This window comes from Gallionella capsiferriformans ES-2, assembly GCF_000145255.1.
GTDB lineage: Bacteria > Pseudomonadota > Gammaproteobacteria > Burkholderiales > Gallionellaceae > Gallionella > Gallionella capsiferriformans.
The window spans coordinates 326,507-342,645 of the sequence record NC_014394.1; the positions used below are offsets into that span (position 1 = coordinate 326,507).

Sequence of the window (16,139 nt, forward strand, 5' to 3'; positions counted from 1 at the left end):
TATCCATGCCTCAATGGCTTGCTATAATGCGGCATGAATAAATTTCTTGCCGATGCGCCGCGCGCGCTTCAACTGGGTCGTCAGGTTCTCGATATCGAAGCCGCTGCCGTTCTGGCGTTAAGCCAGCGTCTGGACGACCATTTTTTGCAGGCCTTGGATGTGATTCTGCGTTGTGAAGGTCGTGTGATTGTCAGCGGTATGGGTAAATCCGGTCATATCGCCCGAAAAATCGCCGCTACCATGTCCAGCACTGGTACGCCCGCTTATTTTGTGCATCCGGGTGAGGCCAGTCACGGAGATCTGGGTATGGTCGCAGGTTCGGATGTGTTTATCGCGCTGTCCTATTCGGGAGAGAGTCAGGAGTTGATGACGATCGTGCCTATTATCAAGCGTCAAGGCGCAAAGCTGATCAGCATGACCGGTAATCCTGCCTCCAGTTTGGCACGCGTGGCTGATGTGCATCTGAACGCCGCGGTCGATAAGGAGGCGTGCCCGATGGGGTTGGCGCCGACCGCCAGCACGACCGCCTCTTTAGCGCTGGGTGATGCGCTGGCCGTTGCACTGCTTGATGCGAAGGGGTTTAGCGCTGAAAATTTTGCCAGATCACATCCGGGCGGTAGTCTGGGGCGGCGTTTGTTGACGCTGGTGCGTGATGTGATGCGCAGTGGTTCGCGTATGCCGTTGGTGCAGGAGGGTGCGATGTTGAGCGAGGCGCTTTTGGAAATGTCCCGCAAAGGCGTCGGCATGACGGCGATTGTTGATGCGCACGGTGGGGTGCTGGGGATATTTACCGACGGCGATTTGCGGCGCACGCTGGAAAAGAAACTGGATTTTAGCAGCACGCCGGTGAAAAGCGTGATGTCCGCCCATCCCCGCTGCATAGGCGAAGAGAGTCTGGCTGTCGAGGCTGTGCAGTTGATGGAGCAATACAATATCAGTCAAATGCTGGTAGTCAACACTCAGCATCAATTGGTCGGTGCATTGAATATGCACGATTTGTTACACGCCAAAGTTATTTAACATTGTGGCCACTTGCAGCCCGCTACTTAAAATTCTCAGGAGACCATCATGTTTTTAAGCCGTGCAAAATTGATCCGTCTAGTTGCTTTCGATGTGGATGGCGTGATGACCGATGGCGGTTTGTTCCTGTCCGATTCGGGTGAGGAATTTAAACGCTTCAATTCGCTCGATGGTCACGGCATTAAAATGCTGCGTGCCAGTGGTGTCGAGGTCGCCATCATTACCGGGCGGACTTCGCGTTGCGTGGAAAGACGCGCGCAGAATCTCGGTATTGCTCATGTGTATCAAGGAGTCGAGCGCAAACTCGAAGCGATGGTCGATTTGCTGGGTAAATTGCAATTGTCCCGTGATGCCGCCGCTTACATGGGGGATGATGTCGTTGACCTGTGTGTGATGCGTCATGTGGGACTCGCGATTACCGTTCCTGAGTCGCCACAGTTAGTGCAAGCACATTCGCACTATATGACGAAGCGTAGCGGTGGTTATGGGGCCGTCCGTGAAGTCTGTGAGTTGATTATGTCAGCGCAGGGTACGCTTGATGCCCAGTTGGCGCCCTATTTGAAATGACCGCTGTCTCCAAGTACCGTTATTGGTTGCCGTTGTTGCCTTTGCTGGCATTGCTGGCGGGAGTTTACTGGCTGGATAAGCAGGTGCAGCAGGAAATTGCTGTGGCTGCCGGTAATCAGCGGCATGATCCCGATGGTATTATGGACAATTTCCATGCAACTAAAATGGATTTGCAGGGGGTGCCGCGTTTTTTGCTGTCGGCTACACAGATGCGGCACTATCCGGATCACGATACCACAGAGCTTGATTTTCCTCGCGTGACGATGCTGTCATCAGAACGTCCGCCTTTGTATGTCAATGGTAATCGTGGCAATGTTTCAAGCCGTGGCGATGAAGTTTTGTTCCATGAAAATGTCGTTGTGCGGCGAGATGCGGGCGGGGATCAGTCTGCGATGACGCTGAAAACAGAATATTTGCGCGTCTTGCCGAATCAGGACTGGGTAAATACGGATAGGCCCGTCACCATGTTCAATTTGAACACTACGGTGCATGCGATCGGTCTTGAAATGGATAATAAGGCGCGTACTATGAAACTGCTCTCTCAAGTCAGAAGTGAACACCATGTTAAATAAATTATCGTTTATTTTTATGCTGTTAGCCGTCTCCGTGCCCTGTCAGGCGGAACGAGCCGACCGTGATAAGCCCATTGATATCGATGCGGATCAGGTGATTGTCGATGATGCAAAACAAATCAGTACTTTTACGGGGCATGTGATTTTGACGCAGGGCACCATGGTGTTTCGCGGTGACAAAATTGTCGTAGTGCAGGATAAGGCTGGATTTCAGCGCGGCACAGCCTATGGGCACACGGCCAGTTTCAGGCAAAAGCGCGAAGGTCTCGATGAATATGTGGAAGGATTTGGCGAGCGCATCGAATACGATACGCGTGCAGATACGGTCGATTTTTACATTCAAGCACGGGTCAAGCGTGCGCAGGACGAGGTGCGTGGTGAACACGTGACCTACAATTCAAAAACCGAAATTTTTCAGGCGGACAGCAAAAATGCCGCAGCGGGTACGCCGGGGCGCGTGCATGCGGTGTTGTTCCCTAAGTCTAAAGAAGGTGCAGAGGCTAAGCCTGCTGCAGAGCGTAAATGAGCGAGTTGCGTGCGGTCGCATTAAAGAAAAAGTATGGATTGCGCACGGTGGTGCATGATGCGTCATTGTCGGTAAAAAGCGGTGAGGTTGTCGGATTGCTGGGCCCTAATGGTGCAGGAAAAACGACCTCCTTTTACATGATCGTGGGGCTTGTCGCTGCCGACGGTGGAAAAATTACCATCGATGATCAGGATATTACTCATCTGCCTATCCATCGGCGTGCACGACTGGGTTTGGGGTATCTGCCACAGGAGGCGTCTATTTTTAGGCGCATGACCGTTGCGCAAAATATTCAGGCCGTGCTGGAATTGCAGGATTTGTCTGATGAGGAAATCGAGCGTCGCTTAGAGGAATTGCTACACGATCTGCATATTCAGGGAATAAGAAACAATCCGGCGATCAGTCTGTCTGGCGGCGAGCGGCGCCGGGTAGAAATTGCCCGCGCACTGGCAACCAATCCGCGTTTTATTCTGCTTGATGAGCCGTTTGCAGGGGTCGATCCGATTGCGGTGCTGGATATTCAGAAAATTATCCGTTTCCTCAAAGAGCGCAATATCGGCGTGCTAATTACCGATCACAACGTGCGGGAAACACTGGGTATTTGCGATCGCGCCTACATCATTAACGCAGGAGCCGTGATGGCCGAAGGCAAACCGGATGAAATCATCTACAATGAAGGTGTGCGCAAAGTCTATCTGGGTGAAAACTTCAAGCTTTGAGGTGATTTGGGTAGAATGATCGCGGATATTGAATAATTAAGTAATGAAAGCCTCTCTACAACTTCGCATGTCTCAGCAACTGACGCTCACGCCTCAGTTGCAACAATCCATTCGCCTACTTCAGCTCTCTACGCTGGATATGCAACAGGAAATTGATCGGATGCTCGATGAAAATCCGATGCTGGAATTGGGTGATGAGTCCGTATACCACGCATTATCAGGCGAGCCTGTTCGTGAAGATCATGCACAGGTGGATAATGCCGAATCGGAACGCGGCGAGGCTGAGCCGTTTGAGTGGAATGCAGAGACGCGTGGCGCTGATGATGAAAGCGACGCCTATCCCGAACAGGCGGCGCTGCAGGCCAGCATGCGGGAGTATTTGCACAGCCAGTTGTCAGTGAGTCAACTGGATAGCCGGGATAGGCTGGTGATCGGGATGCTGATCGATGCGCTCGATGAAAATGGTTACATGTTGCAGGATTTGGCGGAATTGGCCGGGTTGTTGCCGGCGGAACTGGAGTTGACGCTAGATGATCTTGAAACGGCGCTCGTTCAGTTGCAGTATCTTGATCGTCCGGGGCTTGGGGCGCGGACGTTAAGTGAATGTCTGGCGTTGCAGTTGAAGGCGTTGCCAGAGCAGACGCCGGGGCGTGATTTGGCGATGAGCCTGGTGAACGGGAATCTTGATCTGCTGGCCGCACACGATTTTTCCAAAATTAAAAAACTGCTGCGTTGCTCCGATGCCAGTTTGCGTGTGGCACAGGAATTGATTGTCAGCCTGAACCCTAAGCCCGGTTGCGAGTTTGACCGCAGCGTTGCCGATTACGTTGTGCCGGATGTGATTGTCGAGCAGCACAAGGGTAAATGGCGCGCTAGGCTGAATGCCGATGCGATGCCTCGCCTGCGCGTCAATCAGATGTATGCGAATATTTTGCAGCAGCGCGATGATAAATCGGGTGCGCCGCTGGTGTCGCAATTGCAGGAAGCGAGCTGGCTGATTAAGAGTCTGCGGCAGCGTTTTGATACTATATTGCGGGTCGCGCAGGCGATTGTCGATCGGCAGGGGGCTTTTCTTGAACACGGTGACATCGCCATGCGCCCGCTGGTATTGCGCGAAATAGCCGATGTGCTTGAGATGCACGAGTCAACTGTTTCACGCGGTACGACGCAAAAGTTTATGCGTACGCCGCGTGGCATTTATGAATTTAAATATTTCTTTGGCAGCGGTCTGGTCACGGAAAGTGGCGGCGTCTGTTCTTCTGCCGCAATACGCGAACTGATTAAACAACTGGTCGGCGGTGAAGATACAAGCAAGCCACTAACGGACGGCCGAATGTCAGAAATCTTGGCGCAGCAGGGCATAGTCGTCGCCCGACGCACCATAGCAAAGTATCGGGAAGCGTTGCATATACTCCCGGTGAATCTCCGTAAATCACTCTAAAACAAGGAGCATAAAATGAACCTCCATATAACCGGACACCACCTGGAAATCACACCTGCCATTCGCGAGTATGCGACGGGTAAGTTTAGCAAAATCAAACGTCATTTTGACAATGTGCTGGATGTGAACATCATTCTTTCGGTTGATAAGCTTAAACAAAAAGCGGAAGCGACCGTTCATATCAGCGGCAAGAATGTATTTGTCGAATGCGAAGATGAAAACCTGTATGCTGCCATCGATGCGCTGGTTGATAAGCTGGATCGTCAGGTGATCAAGCATAAGGAAAAGCTGGCTGATCGTCGTCACGATGAAACCCAGGTTGCAGCAGAAGAGTAGAACACCACGGGCGGCATGATTGCCGCCCATTGTTTAAGGCGCGATGACGATGAACTTGATCAGCAAAATCTTCTCCCCAGGCAATATTCTGCTGGATTCCGAATCCACCAGCAAAAAACGCGTCTTTGAACGCGTCGGTATGCTGTTTGAAAATGAGATGCAAATTGGGCGCAGTCAGGTTTTTGACAGCCTGTTTGCGCGTGAGAAGCTGGGTTCAACAGGACTGGGGCAGGGGGTTGCGATACCGCATGGACGAATTCCAAAATTGCGGGATGCGACGGCAGCGTTTGTCAGAACGACACACCCTATCCCTTTTGATGCGCCGGACGGGCAGCCTGTCACACTGATTTTTGTGTTGCTGGTTCCGGAATTGGCGACGGACTTGCATTTACAGTTGTTAGGAGAATTGGCGCAGATGTTCAGTGATGCCCAATTTCGAGAGCGATTGACGGCTTGTGACGATCCCGCCTGCATTTACCAAATGTTTGCTGAATGGGACAGTGCTGCATGAGTCAGGTCAATATCCGGCAATTGTTTGAAGACAAACAAGTCAGGCTGGAACTTAGGCGCGTTGCAGGCACCGATGGTGTAGACAGAATTATTGATAGCGAAGCCGTAGAGGCTTCTAATCGCGAAATGGTCGGACATCTTAGTCTGATCCATCCGAGTTGGGTTCAGGTATTGAGTGCGGCGGAGCTCGATTATCTTCGCAATCTGAGTCTCGATGAACGCAATCTGGCGTTTGAACAAATAGAACAAAATGGCACAACATGCCTGATCGTGGCGGGCGATAACGAAATTCCGCCTGAGTTGATGGTGTTTGCCAATCGCTCCAGTATTCCTCTCTTCTCATCTTCCAAGCCCAGCGTACATCTGATGTGGCTGATCCGGCACTATCTGGCTAAGGAATTGGCCGAATCGACGACGCGCCACGGTGTATTTCTCGATGTGCTGGGTGTCGGGGTGATGATTACCGGCGAGAGTGCGGTCGGCAAGAGCGAGTTGGGGCTCGAACTGATTACGCGCGGTAGCGGGCTGGTTGCCGACGATGTGGTTGAACTGCATCGCATCGCCCCCGATACACTAGAAGGTCGCTGTCCGGAATTGTTACGCGATTTTCTTGAGGTGCGCGGTCTAGGGATGCTAAATATACGCACCATGTTCGGTGAAACCGCGGTGCGTCGCAAAAAGAGTCTCAAGTTGATTGTGCATTTGCATCGCTCGCAAGATGGTGAACTGTCGCAAATGGAGCGTCTGCCGCTGGTGGCGACCCATCAGGAAATTATCGGCGTGAAAATTAACACAGTGAACATTCCCGTGGTGGCAGGGCGAAATTTGGCGGTGCTGGTTGAAGCTGCTGCGCGTAATTTTGTATTGCAACAACGCGGAATTAATACCATGCAGGAATTTATCAGCCGGCATGATCAGATGTTGGCAGGAGGCTGACGATGCAGCTATTCTTATTAAGCGGTCTGTCAGGTTCGGGTAAAAGTGTGGCACTCAAGGTGCTCGAAGACAACGGATTTTATTGCGTTGACAATCTGCCGGCCGAATTGCTCAAGGGCTTGATTGAGTATTTGTTGTCGGCAGGCTATGACAAAATGGCCGTCAGCATCGATGTGCGTAGCGCCAACAGCGTGCAACGATTGCCTGAAATATTGCTGCATTTGATGCAAAAAGATCTGGCGGTGCATGTGCTGTTTCTCGATGCCAAGTCGGATACGCTGGTGAAGCGTTTTTCCGAAACGCGTCGCATGCATCCTTTGAGTGACGGGGTGCGGACATTGCCTGAATGTGTTGAGTGTGAGCGCGAGTTACTCTCTGAAATCAGCAATATTGGTCATCACATCGATACCAGCGAGCTGGGCGCTAACGCCTTGCGCGCCTGGATCAAGCAGTTCATCAAATTAGATCGCGCACGCATGACGCTTTTATTCGAGTCTTTCGGATTTAAGCACGGCATTCCGCTTGATGCTGACTATGTGTTTGATGTGCGCTGTCTGCCCAACCCGTTTTATGATCCGTTGCTGCGTTCTTTGACCGGTCGCGATGCGCCGGTGATCGAATTTCTTGAAAATACTCCGGCTACTCAGGAGATGTTTGCCGACATCAGCCGCTTTGTCGAGCGTTGGCTGCCTCATTTTATTGCCGATAATCGCAGCTATTTAACTATTGCGATCGGCTGTACCGGCGGCCAGCATCGCTCGGTTTATATCAGCGAGAAACTGAGCCGTCATTTTCAGTCTCAGCAGCAGGTTTTGTTGCGCCACCGCGAACTCTCCTGACGCCATGTCACCGCTTGCATTAGATCACATCAGGCCGGGTGACTGGCTGACGCTGATTCTGGGTGCGGGCAGTGTGGTGTTGCTTGCACTGATGTTCTGGTCGGGCGAAATAGCCGATAAGGCCATCATACGCAGCGGCGGAAAGCTGTTTCGTGAGGTGTCCTTGTCGCGCAACCAGCAAATAGCAGTGCCAGGCCCCCTAGGTGTCAGCCTGATATCGATAGAAAATCGCAAAGTACGTATCGCAAAAGATCCCGGTCCGCGCCAGTACTGCGTACGTCAGGGCTGGTTGCAACAGGCTGGCGAAATTGCGCTGTGCCTGCCCAATCAGGTGAGCGTCGAACTGGTCGGAAGTCACAAACGATATGACAGTCTTAATTACTGAAATGCAGGATCGAGGATCGGGGATTGAGAATCGGGAAGAAGCCACAGCTCCAAATTCGGTGTACAACTCAATCCTTCCTCCTCAATCCTCAATCCTCTTAAACACCACTGCAGAGGATCACCATGTCGCGCGGATGGCTGCGGTGGCGCTGGGGCTGACGATACTGGAAGGCGCGATTCCATCGCCTCTACCCGGAGTTAAGCCCGGACTTGCCAATATTGTCACCCTGATTGTGCTGGCACGTTACGGCTGGCGCACGGCAGCATGGGTCTCGTTGTTGCGGGTGTTCGCAGGCAGTTTGTTATTCGGCAATTTTTTAACACCGGGATTTTTTCTGAGTTTGACAGGCGCGCTGCTGAGCCTGCTGGCGCTGGCGCTGGCGCAACACCTGCCATCACGCTGGTTTGGTCCTGTCACGCACAGCATATGCGCGGCCTTTGCGCACATTGCAGGACAGATGGCGCTGGTCTATCTGTGGTTGATCCCGCATGCGGGTATTGCCTACCTGATTCCCCTTTTTGCCGCCGCCGCACTGGTGTTCGGTGCTGTGAACGGGCTGATTGCGGCCCGTTTCATGGATAATGCAGAAACTAAATAGTCTGGAGTGTCTGTTGTGAAAACGATTAATCTTGCCTTTACCGGCGCATCGGGGATGCCTTACGGGATGCGTCTGCTCGAATGTCTGTTGAAAAGCGGACAGCGCGTGCATCTGGTGTATTCACAGGCGGCGCAGATCGTCGCCAAACAGGAAATGGGGTTGGTGTTGTCCAGTCGTCCGCCGGAAGCTGCGCGCGTGTTGCGTGAGCGCATGGGGGAATTTAGCGGCGAGTTACAGGTGTTCGGGCGCGATGACTGGTATGCACCGATGGCCTCGGGTTCCAATCCGGGTGATGCGATGGTGATTTGCCCCTGCACGATGGGCACGCTGGCTAAAGTAGCCTGCGGGATCAGCGATGATTTGATCGCGCGTGCGGCGGATGTGATGCTCAAGGAAAAACGCACCTTAATTCTGGCTCCGCGTGAAATGCCTTTTTCCGTCATTCATCTGGAAAATATGCTCAAACTCGCCCAAGCAGGTGCGGTCATCATGCCGCCCAATCCCGGCTTTTATTATCAGCCACAAAATGTACAGGATATGGTGGATTTTGTGGTCGCACGTATTCTGGATCATCTGGGGGTCACCAATACACTGATGCCAAGATGGGGTGCATGTGTGCCTGAAAATGATTCGGAGGGATTGCGTTGAGTGCATTATTACAGAAGGTAGTCGAAGTGGCCGCTGCCGTGTTGCAGCGCCCGGACGGCACGTTTTTGCTCGCACAGCGACCCGCCGACAAAATATGGGCGGGATACTGGGAATTTCCGGGGGGTAAGGTCGAGGCGGGTGAAACTGCGCACGATGCGCTGGTGCGCGAGTTGCATGAGGAGCTGGGCATTGAGGTTCTTACCGCCTATCCTTGGCTTACGCGCGTGTTCACCTATCCTCATGCAACAGTCAGGCTGAGTTTTTTTCGGGTCACCGAATGGCGAGGGGAGCTCTATCCGCATGAAGGTCAGCAATTTTCGTGGCAACAGGCTCAGGACGTGAGGGTGTCGCCTGTGCTGCCGGCGAATGCGCCTATTTTGCGCGCGCTCGAATTGCCTGCGCTGTATGCGATTAGCAACGTTGCAGAATTGGGTGTGGAGTCGTTTTTGATCAAGCTGCAGGCGCAGCTGGATGCCGGGTTGCAGTTGATCCAATTGCGGGAAAAAAATTTAACGCCCGAGCGACTTCGCGAACTGGCCGTTCGTACCGTGGCAATGGCGCATGCAGCCGGGGCGAAGGTGTTGATTAATGGGGATTTAGCGCTGGCGCGCGAGGTCGGTGCGGACGGCGTGCATCTAACCTCACTACAATTGGCTGAACTGACTGAGCGCCCTTCAGTGGCCTGGTGTGCCGCTTCCTGTCATACGGATGAGGAGTTGCAACGTGCACAGCGACTAGGCTGCGATTTCGCGATGTTAAGCCCTGTGTTGCCAACGCAGAGTCATCCGGGGGCGGCACATCTGGGCTGGGAGCGCTTTTCAGCGTTGGCGGCAGGATCATCCATACCGGTCTATGCGTTAGGCGGGCTAACCCGTGCGGAGATGTCGATAGCGTGGCAGCGGGGTGCGCACGGTATCGCGTTGCTTCGTCAGGCTTGGTAGAGTGGTGCGGTAAAGTCTTGTTCGTCGTCGGGCACGGCGACGCGAAATTCTTCGTCAGCCCATTTCCCCAAGTCGATCATTTTGCAACGTTCGCTGCAAAATGGACGGAAGCGGTTGTTGGTATCCCAAGGGGATTCTTTGCCGCAGCGCGGGCATGGCACGATAGGCGGTTTACTCACGTTGTCAGGGTGCAGAAAGTCAGGTCAAAGGGAACGTCTTGTTCTAACAGCGATGATTTGGCTTCGTAGTTCGCGACGATGAAACGAATATTGATGGCATATTTGTTTGCGCCGAGTTCAGGTATGCAGGGCAGGTTAGCTGCCAGTCGCACGCGTAATAGTTGAGCCGCGCGTCCGCCTTGCATTTGCTGAAAAGTGCCCTGATGCGCGGTAAAACTGATGGTTCTGCCATTTTCACGCAGCAGGCGTAGCAAAATACTGATGGCAGCGCTGATAGGCAGCAGTGGTGAGAGCCATTCCTGAAGATCGCTACGACGCAAGGCAACGGGTTGCTTTTGCCAGTAATGGTAGGACGGAAGATCGAACTGGCAGGTGCCGCCTGGCATGCTGGCGCGCTGCTTTATGCTCATCAGCCATTCGTTTTCTCGCAGTATCGCACCCACTTTACCCGTCATGGCGAGGAGTGCGGATGAGGCTTGTTCAATTTCTGTCAGGATGCTATCCAGCGCCTGCTCGGAAATGGCCGGATTATTATGCAAGCAGGCCAGCGCACGTTTTTGGCGCTCGAGTTCTTGTAGCAATTCAGATTTAAGATCCGGGCGGCTGGCAACTTCGTGAATTTCAAACAGCGTGGTGAGGGCAACATGATGTTCCATGCTGATTTCGCCTGCTAAAAAGTAATTCATACGCGCGAACAAATCCTCAAGACGCAACCAGGTGCGTACTTTTTCATTGATGGGGAATTCGTAGCTGATCACGTCGTTATGGTCTTAAATTCGATAAAAAAAAATGCTAAGGTCGGAAGATATATTGAATATCAGCTTGCCGTCAAATGGTTGTTGCTTATCTGCTGGTAATCGTTGTGAAAGTTGTTTACCTGAGCGGTCAATTCGTCCGGCATGCCGTCGTTTTTGATGAGGTCATCCGAGCGAAAAATCCGCTCTTTGCGTGACATTTGTAGCGCAATAATCGCACGAATTTCTGATTCGTCAAGCCCGCTACGCTGCATGACGCGCGAAATCTGCTGTTGCTCGCTGCAATCGACCAGTAGGACGCGCTGCACTAGTTTCAAAAAGGGTGGATTTTCCAGCAGGAGTGGCACCATCAGCAGTGTATACGGCGCTAAGCTCGGGGTGGAGATTGCCTGCGAACAGGCAGTTAAGATCAGCGGATGCAGGATGTTTTCCAATTTGGCTTTTGCGGCGTAGTCTGCGAAAACCAGATGGCGCATTTTCGGGCGATCCATCGCGCCGGACGCCAGCAGATACTCAGAACCAAAGTGGGTGCGAATTGCATCGATGGCGTTGCCACCCGGCTGAGTAAGTTGGTGGGCGATCGCATCGGTATCGATAATGCGAACCCCTTTGGCTTCAAACAGGTGCGCGACCGTACTTTTCCCGCAGCCTATCCCGCCTGTCAGACCGATGCACGTCTGCGGTAGCGAATTCACGGTGCCAATAGCTGTAAATAGCTCTGTGTGAGCGTCTGCCCCCAGAACAGTGCGATCAGTCCGCCGCCGGCAAGATATGGCCCGAACGGAATGGGAATCTCGCGGCCCCTTTTGACTGCGATGATTAAGGCAATGCCGATGATGGCACCGACCAGCGAAGACAGGATGATGATCAGTGGCAGCAGTTGCCAGCCTAACCAGGCACCTAAGGCGGCTAGCAGCTTAAAGTCTCCGTAGCCCATGCCTTCTTTGCCGGTGACCAGCTTGAATAGCCAAAATACCGACCACAAGGCGAGGTAGCCAAACACGGCGCCTAAGAATGCGTCATGCAATGAAGTAAAAGCGCCGTACAGATTGAACAGCAGTCCGGCCCACAGTAGCGGCAGGGTGATGTCGTCAGGTAGTAACTGGGTGTCAAAGTCGATCGCCGTCAACGCGATTAACGCCCAGATCAGGATAAGGGCCGCGAGGGCGGTCAGTCCGAAACCGAAATGAAATGCTGCAAATCCGCAGAGCAGACCGCTGAAAGTCTCGATGATCGGGTAGCGGGAGGATATGGCCGTATGACAGCCGGAACACTTGCCGCGCAGCAGCAGATAGCTGATCACAGGGATGTTTTCCCATGCACGGATGGCGTGCTGACACTGCGGGCAGGCGGAGCGCGGCACCAGCAGATTGTACGGTTCACTCTCCACGGGTGCTTCGCCGCGCAACTCGGCACATTGCGACCGCCAGCCCAGTTCCATCATCTTGGGCAGGCGATGAATGACCACGTTCAGAAAACTGCCAACCATCAGTCCTAGCAGCGTGCAGGTGCCGATAAACAGGGGGGCGGATGATTCAAGTAAGTCGAATAAGGTCATAGGTGAGGATTGTGGATTGAGAAACGAGGATTGAGGAGGAAATCACGGTGTTTTACTCGATCCGCAATTCTCGCTCCTCAATCCGGTTTTATACGACTTGGCCCATCTTGAAGATAGGCAGATACATCGCCACCACCATGCCGCCGATCAAAGTGCCCAGCACGACCATGATGATGGGTTCCATGAGGCTTGAGAGTGCTTCGACGGCGTCGTCCACCTCGGCTTCGTAAAAGTCGGCGACCTTGGAGAGCATCGCATCAAGGGAGCCGGCTTCTTCGCCGATCGACACCATCTGGATCACCATGCTTGGGAATACTTCGGTATTTTGCATGGCGACGGTCAGGCTGTTACCGGTGCTCACTTCGCGCTGTATGCTCTTGGTCGCATCAAAATACACGGCATTACCCGCAGCACCCGCGACCGAATTAAAGGCTTCGACCAGCGGCACGCCAGCCGCGAACATTGTGGATAAAGTGCGGCTCCAGCGCGCGATGGTGGCTTTTTTTACCAGTTCCCCGAAAATGGGAAGTTTAAGGAGCACCCTGTCCATCAAGTGCTGCATCGGGCGGCTACGCTTCAGGAAATAGAAGAAAGTGTAGAAGCCCCCGCCTATGCCGCCGAAAATGGCCCACCAGTAGCTGACGAAGAAATCTGAAATGGCCATGATGAACAAGGTCGGGGCCGGCAAATCAGCGCCGAAGCTTGAGAATAATTCCTTAAATGCGGGAATGACGAAAATCATGATCACGGCCGTGATGATGAAGGCCACCACGATAATCGAAACCGGATAGAACAGGGCGGATTTGATTTTGCTCTTGATGGCTAGAATCTTTTCCTGATAAGTCGCCAGGCGCTCGAGCAAACTATCCAGAATACCTGCCGATTCGCCGGCACCAATCAGATTGCAATACAAATCATCGAAATAGAGGGGATGTTTTTTGAAGGCTTGTTGCAGGCTGCTGCCGGTTTCAATATCCGTTTTGATCGAAAACAACAGTCTTGAAACGGACGGGTTGTGATGCCCTTTGCCGACGATATCGAACGCCTGCAATAGCGGTACACCGGCTTTTAGCATGGTCGCTAGTTGCCTTGTGAACAAGGTGATGTCTTTTTGTGTGATTGCTTTGGCGCTGCTGCGCGCTCGTTTTATTTTGGCAACGGTAATACCCTGACGGCGCAGATAGGCGGACAAATTGGCTTCGCCGATGGATCGCATTTCACCTTTGACTAACTTGCCGGACTTGTCTTTGCCTTCCCAAGTGTAGGTGTATTCTTTTGCTTTTTGTTGTGCGACAGCCATGAAGTTTCCTCTGAGTTGCTATCCGACATTGCGCGGTATGATGCCGAGCTTTGGGTGGATTGTAAAGTCGGAGAAGCGGTGAGTGGTGAGTGGTGAGTGGAAAAACCAGTAGTATTGACTACTTCCTACTCCCCACTCACTGTTTTTGTACTTGTTGCGGAAACAAACGTGCAACTTTGACGATGCGATCTTGAGTTTGAATGATTTCAATGGGGTAGCCTGCGATCTTCAGGCTGGTGCCCGTTTCCGGAATGTCTTCCAGTTGTTCGAGTATCAGTCCGTTTAGCGTTTTAGCGCTGTCCATCGGCAGGTGTAAGCCGAGCTTTCGGTTAAGTTCGCGTAAGGTAGTGCTGCCCTCTAGCAGGATGCTGCCATCTTCCTGGCGCAGAAATTTACCCGTTTGTGAGGGGGACTGCGTGGTGAATTCACCGACGATTTCTTCCAAAATATTTTCCAGCGTCACCAGTCCCAGCAGTTCGCCGTATTCGTCCACCACCAGCCCCATGCGCGTGTGACGTTCCTGGAATTGTTGCAGTTGCTGGAGCAGAGGGGTATCTGACGGTATGAAATAGGGTTCCTGCAGTACATCACGTAATTCTGTCGTATTGAAATTTCCCTCTTGAAAAAGCGCCGGGATGCGCTTGATGTGCAGGATGCCCAGGATGTTGCCCGGTGTGTCCGCATAAACCGGCAGCAGCGTGTGGTGGCAGGTGATGATCTGCTCGCGCAGCGCGTCCTCATCTGCGTTGATGTTCAGCGACTCGATCTGATTGCGCGGGATCATTACGTCGTTGACTGTGATGCGCTCAAGATCGACGAGGTTGAGCAGCATTTTCTGATGTTTGCGCGGCAGGAAGTGTTCGGCTTCCAGCACCATGCCACGCAATTCTTCCAGGGTTATTTTTTGTTTGCTCTGATCGGTCTGAACTTTAATGCGTAAGAGCCAGAGTACGCCTTTTACGATGCCGCCGGCGACCGATACGACAGGATGAAACAAGGTGATCAGCGGGGTGAGCAAGTAGCTTGACGGAAGTGCGATGCGTTCCGGATAGCTCGCCGCGATTATTTTTGGCAGAATTTCGCTAAAAATCAGCAGCATCAGCGTGATCAGCAGTGTGCCGATCAGCATCACCAGTTCGTTATGTCCGTACAGGCGCAGCACGATGAATTCGGTTAGGGTTGCTGCTGCAACGTTGAGCAAGGTATTGCCGAGCAGGATAGAGCCTAGCAGCTTGTCAATTTTACCCAGCAGCTGTGCGGTGAGTTTTGCGCTCTTGTTGCCCTTGCGGATTAAATGGTTGAGGCGGTGGCGATTGATCGCCATCATGCTGGTCTCTGAGCCTGAAAAAAATGCGCTACAAACCAGCAGCAAGATCAAGATGCCAAATAATGAAGCTGTAGAAAAATCGTTCAAAGTAGCGTCGCTGAGTGAATTGCAGTCAGTGTGAAAGAGGTGTCGGGCTGTGTCAAGCCACAGGGCGCCGGTAGCTCCATACCATCATGGCGATTCCGGTCAGCACCATCGGCAAACTTAGCCATTGACCCATGCTGATGCCAAGACTCATTAAACCGAAAATACCGTCGTCCGGATTGCGGGCGAATTCGCCTAAAAAGCGGAAGCTGCCATAGCCGATCAAAAACAGGCCGGATACGGCGCCGACAGGGCGCGGTTGCTTTGCATATAGCCAGAGCAGCGTAAATAGCAGCACGCCTTCAAGCGCGAACTCATAAAGTTGGGACGGGTGGCGCGGTAAATTATCGACGTGAGGGAAAATCATCCCCCAGGGTGCATCGGTTGGTCGTCCCCACAATTCGCCGTTGATGAAATTTCCCAGTCGTCCGAAGGCCAGCCCGGGTGGCACCAGCGGGGCGATGAAGTCCATCAGTTCGAGCCAGCGCAGTTTTTGCTGATAGGCGAACACGGCCATCGCGACCAGTACGCCCAGAAATCCGCCGTGAAAAGACATGCCGCCTTCCCAGACGGCGAGAATTTTGAGCGGGTTGGCAAAATAGTAGGAAGGATTGTAAAACAGCACTTCACCTAGGCGGCCGCCTAAAATCACGCCCAGCACGCCGTAAAAAAGCAGATCGTCGAGCGTCTTGTTGGTAATCTGCGTGTAATTCAGCGTAACGATGCGTTTCCGCCCCAGCCACAAAAAGGTCAAAAAGCCTGCCATATACATCAGGCCGTACCAGTGAATTGCGAGCGGGCCGAGTTGCAGGGCGACGGGATTGATGTGTGGATAAACGAGCATGTGGGAATCAGGTAGAATTGATAACTTGATTATAGCCTACCCTTTCAGAGAGAC

Annotated in this window: 22 protein-coding genes; 15 read left to right on the forward strand and 7 right to left on the reverse strand. The window is 52.8% G+C overall.

The window, feature by feature from the left end; translation table 11 throughout:
- Positions 1 to 33 precede the first annotated feature (33 nt).
- Genes GALF_RS01420 through GALF_RS01485 form a run of 14 tightly spaced genes read left to right on the forward strand, consistent with a single transcriptional unit; the run spans position 34 to position 10,038 of the window.
- A complete protein-coding gene (locus GALF_RS01420) occupies positions 34 to 1,020 on the forward strand; it encodes a KpsF/GutQ family sugar-phosphate isomerase (RefSeq protein ID WP_013292263.1) in 987 nt (328 codons plus the stop codon).
- A gap of 48 nt (positions 1,021 to 1,068) precedes the next feature.
- Entirely contained in the window at positions 1,069 to 1,587 is a 519-nt protein-coding gene (locus GALF_RS01425) for a KdsC family phosphatase (RefSeq protein ID WP_013292264.1), read from the forward strand.
- Positions 1,584 to 2,159 carry an LPS export ABC transporter periplasmic protein LptC gene (gene lptC, locus GALF_RS01430; RefSeq protein ID WP_013292265.1) on the forward strand — a complete coding sequence of 192 codons (576 nt, stop codon included), beginning with the start codon at positions 1,584 to 1,586 and terminating at the stop codon, positions 2,157 to 2,159. The genes GALF_RS01425 and lptC overlap by 4 nt, the downstream gene beginning before the upstream one ends.
- The gene (gene lptA / locus GALF_RS01435; protein WP_013292266.1) at positions 2,149 to 2,685 is read left to right on the forward strand and encodes a lipopolysaccharide transport periplasmic protein LptA; all 537 of its coding nucleotides are present in this window, start codon (positions 2,149 to 2,151) and stop codon (positions 2,683 to 2,685) included. The genes lptC and lptA overlap by 11 nt, the downstream gene beginning before the upstream one ends.
- Positions 2,682 to 3,404 (forward strand): LPS export ABC transporter ATP-binding protein, encoded by a 723-nt coding sequence (gene lptB, locus GALF_RS01440; protein WP_013292267.1) that lies wholly within the window; start codon positions 2,682 to 2,684, stop codon positions 3,402 to 3,404. The genes lptA and lptB overlap by 4 nt, the downstream gene beginning before the upstream one ends.
- Before the next feature lie 43 nt (positions 3,405 to 3,447).
- A complete protein-coding gene (locus GALF_RS01445) occupies positions 3,448 to 4,845 on the forward strand; it encodes an RNA polymerase factor sigma-54 (RefSeq protein WP_013292268.1) in 1,398 nt (465 codons plus the stop codon).
- 15 nt (positions 4,846 to 4,860) lie between these two features.
- On the forward strand, positions 4,861 to 5,181 hold the full coding sequence (gene hpf, locus GALF_RS01450; RefSeq protein ID WP_013292269.1) for a ribosome hibernation-promoting factor, HPF/YfiA family: 321 nt from the start codon (positions 4,861 to 4,863) through the stop codon (positions 5,179 to 5,181).
- Positions 5,182 to 5,230: 49 nt separating this feature from the next.
- Positions 5,231 to 5,692 carry a PTS sugar transporter subunit IIA gene (locus GALF_RS01455; protein WP_013292270.1) on the forward strand — a complete coding sequence of 154 codons (462 nt, stop codon included), beginning with the start codon at positions 5,231 to 5,233 and terminating at the stop codon, positions 5,690 to 5,692.
- On the forward strand, positions 5,689 to 6,627 hold the full coding sequence (hprK, locus tag GALF_RS01460) for an HPr(Ser) kinase/phosphatase (protein ID WP_013292271.1): 939 nt from the start codon (positions 5,689 to 5,691) through the stop codon (positions 6,625 to 6,627). The genes GALF_RS01455 and hprK overlap by 4 nt, the downstream gene beginning before the upstream one ends.
- A 2-nt stretch (positions 6,628 to 6,629) precedes the next feature.
- Positions 6,630 to 7,466, forward strand: coding sequence for an RNase adapter RapZ (rapZ, locus tag GALF_RS01465; protein ID WP_013292272.1), 837 nt, complete (start codon positions 6,630 to 6,632; stop codon positions 7,464 to 7,466).
- Between the two features lie 4 nt (positions 7,467 to 7,470).
- Positions 7,471 to 7,851 carry a NusG domain II-containing protein gene (locus GALF_RS01470; protein ID WP_013292273.1) on the forward strand — a complete coding sequence of 127 codons (381 nt, stop codon included), beginning with the start codon at positions 7,471 to 7,473 and terminating at the stop codon, positions 7,849 to 7,851.
- Positions 7,832 to 8,449, forward strand: coding sequence for a Gx transporter family protein (locus tag GALF_RS01475; RefSeq protein ID WP_396230358.1), 618 nt, complete (start codon positions 7,832 to 7,834; stop codon positions 8,447 to 8,449). The genes GALF_RS01470 and GALF_RS01475 overlap by 20 nt, the downstream gene beginning before the upstream one ends.
- A gap of 15 nt (positions 8,450 to 8,464) precedes the next feature.
- Complete coding sequence (locus GALF_RS01480; RefSeq protein WP_013292275.1) at positions 8,465 to 9,097, forward strand: flavin prenyltransferase UbiX; 633 nt, start codon at positions 8,465 to 8,467, stop codon at positions 9,095 to 9,097.
- On the forward strand, positions 9,094 to 10,038 hold the full coding sequence (locus tag GALF_RS01485; RefSeq protein ID WP_013292276.1) for a Nudix family hydrolase: 945 nt from the start codon (positions 9,094 to 9,096) through the stop codon (positions 10,036 to 10,038). The genes GALF_RS01480 and GALF_RS01485 overlap by 4 nt, the downstream gene beginning before the upstream one ends.
- Here the strand turns inward: GALF_RS01485 and GALF_RS15190 are convergent.
- From GALF_RS15190 to GALF_RS01510, 6 genes are all read right to left on the reverse strand, one after another.
- Entirely contained in the window at positions 10,026 to 10,217 is a 192-nt protein-coding gene (locus GALF_RS15190) for a DNA gyrase inhibitor YacG (protein ID WP_013292277.1), read from the reverse strand. The genes GALF_RS01485 and GALF_RS15190 overlap by 13 nt on opposite strands.
- Positions 10,214 to 10,975, reverse strand: a complete 762-nt coding sequence (gene zapD, locus GALF_RS01490; protein WP_013292278.1) for a cell division protein ZapD — start codon at positions 10,973 to 10,975, stop codon at positions 10,214 to 10,216. The genes GALF_RS15190 and zapD overlap by 4 nt, the downstream gene beginning before the upstream one ends.
- A 59-nt stretch (positions 10,976 to 11,034) precedes the next feature.
- A complete protein-coding gene (gene coaE, locus GALF_RS01495) occupies positions 11,035 to 11,667 on the reverse strand; it encodes a dephospho-CoA kinase (RefSeq protein ID WP_013292279.1) in 633 nt (210 codons plus the stop codon).
- Positions 11,664 to 12,530, reverse strand: a complete 867-nt coding sequence (locus tag GALF_RS01500; protein ID WP_013292280.1) for a prepilin peptidase — start codon at positions 12,528 to 12,530, stop codon at positions 11,664 to 11,666. The genes coaE and GALF_RS01500 overlap by 4 nt, the downstream gene beginning before the upstream one ends.
- 88 nt (positions 12,531 to 12,618) lie before the next feature.
- Positions 12,619 to 13,830, reverse strand: coding sequence for a type II secretion system F family protein (locus tag GALF_RS01505; protein WP_013292281.1), 1,212 nt, complete (start codon positions 13,828 to 13,830; stop codon positions 12,619 to 12,621).
- Positions 13,831 to 13,966: 136 nt separating this feature from the next.
- Positions 13,967 to 15,157 (reverse strand): HlyC/CorC family transporter, encoded by a 1,191-nt coding sequence (locus GALF_RS01510; protein WP_263053277.1) that lies wholly within the window; start codon positions 15,155 to 15,157, stop codon positions 13,967 to 13,969.
- Here GALF_RS01510 and GALF_RS16005 point away from each other — a divergent pair.
- Entirely contained in the window at positions 15,144 to 15,278 is a 135-nt protein-coding gene (locus GALF_RS16005) for a hypothetical protein (RefSeq protein WP_263053278.1), read from the forward strand. The genes GALF_RS01510 and GALF_RS16005 overlap by 14 nt on opposite strands.
- 18 nt (positions 15,279 to 15,296) lie before the next feature.
- Here the strand turns inward: GALF_RS16005 and lgt are convergent, their stop codons facing one another.
- Positions 15,297 to 16,085, reverse strand: a complete 789-nt coding sequence (gene lgt / locus GALF_RS01515; RefSeq protein WP_013292283.1) for a prolipoprotein diacylglyceryl transferase — start codon at positions 16,083 to 16,085, stop codon at positions 15,297 to 15,299.
- Between the last annotated feature and the right edge of the window lie 54 nt (positions 16,086 to 16,139).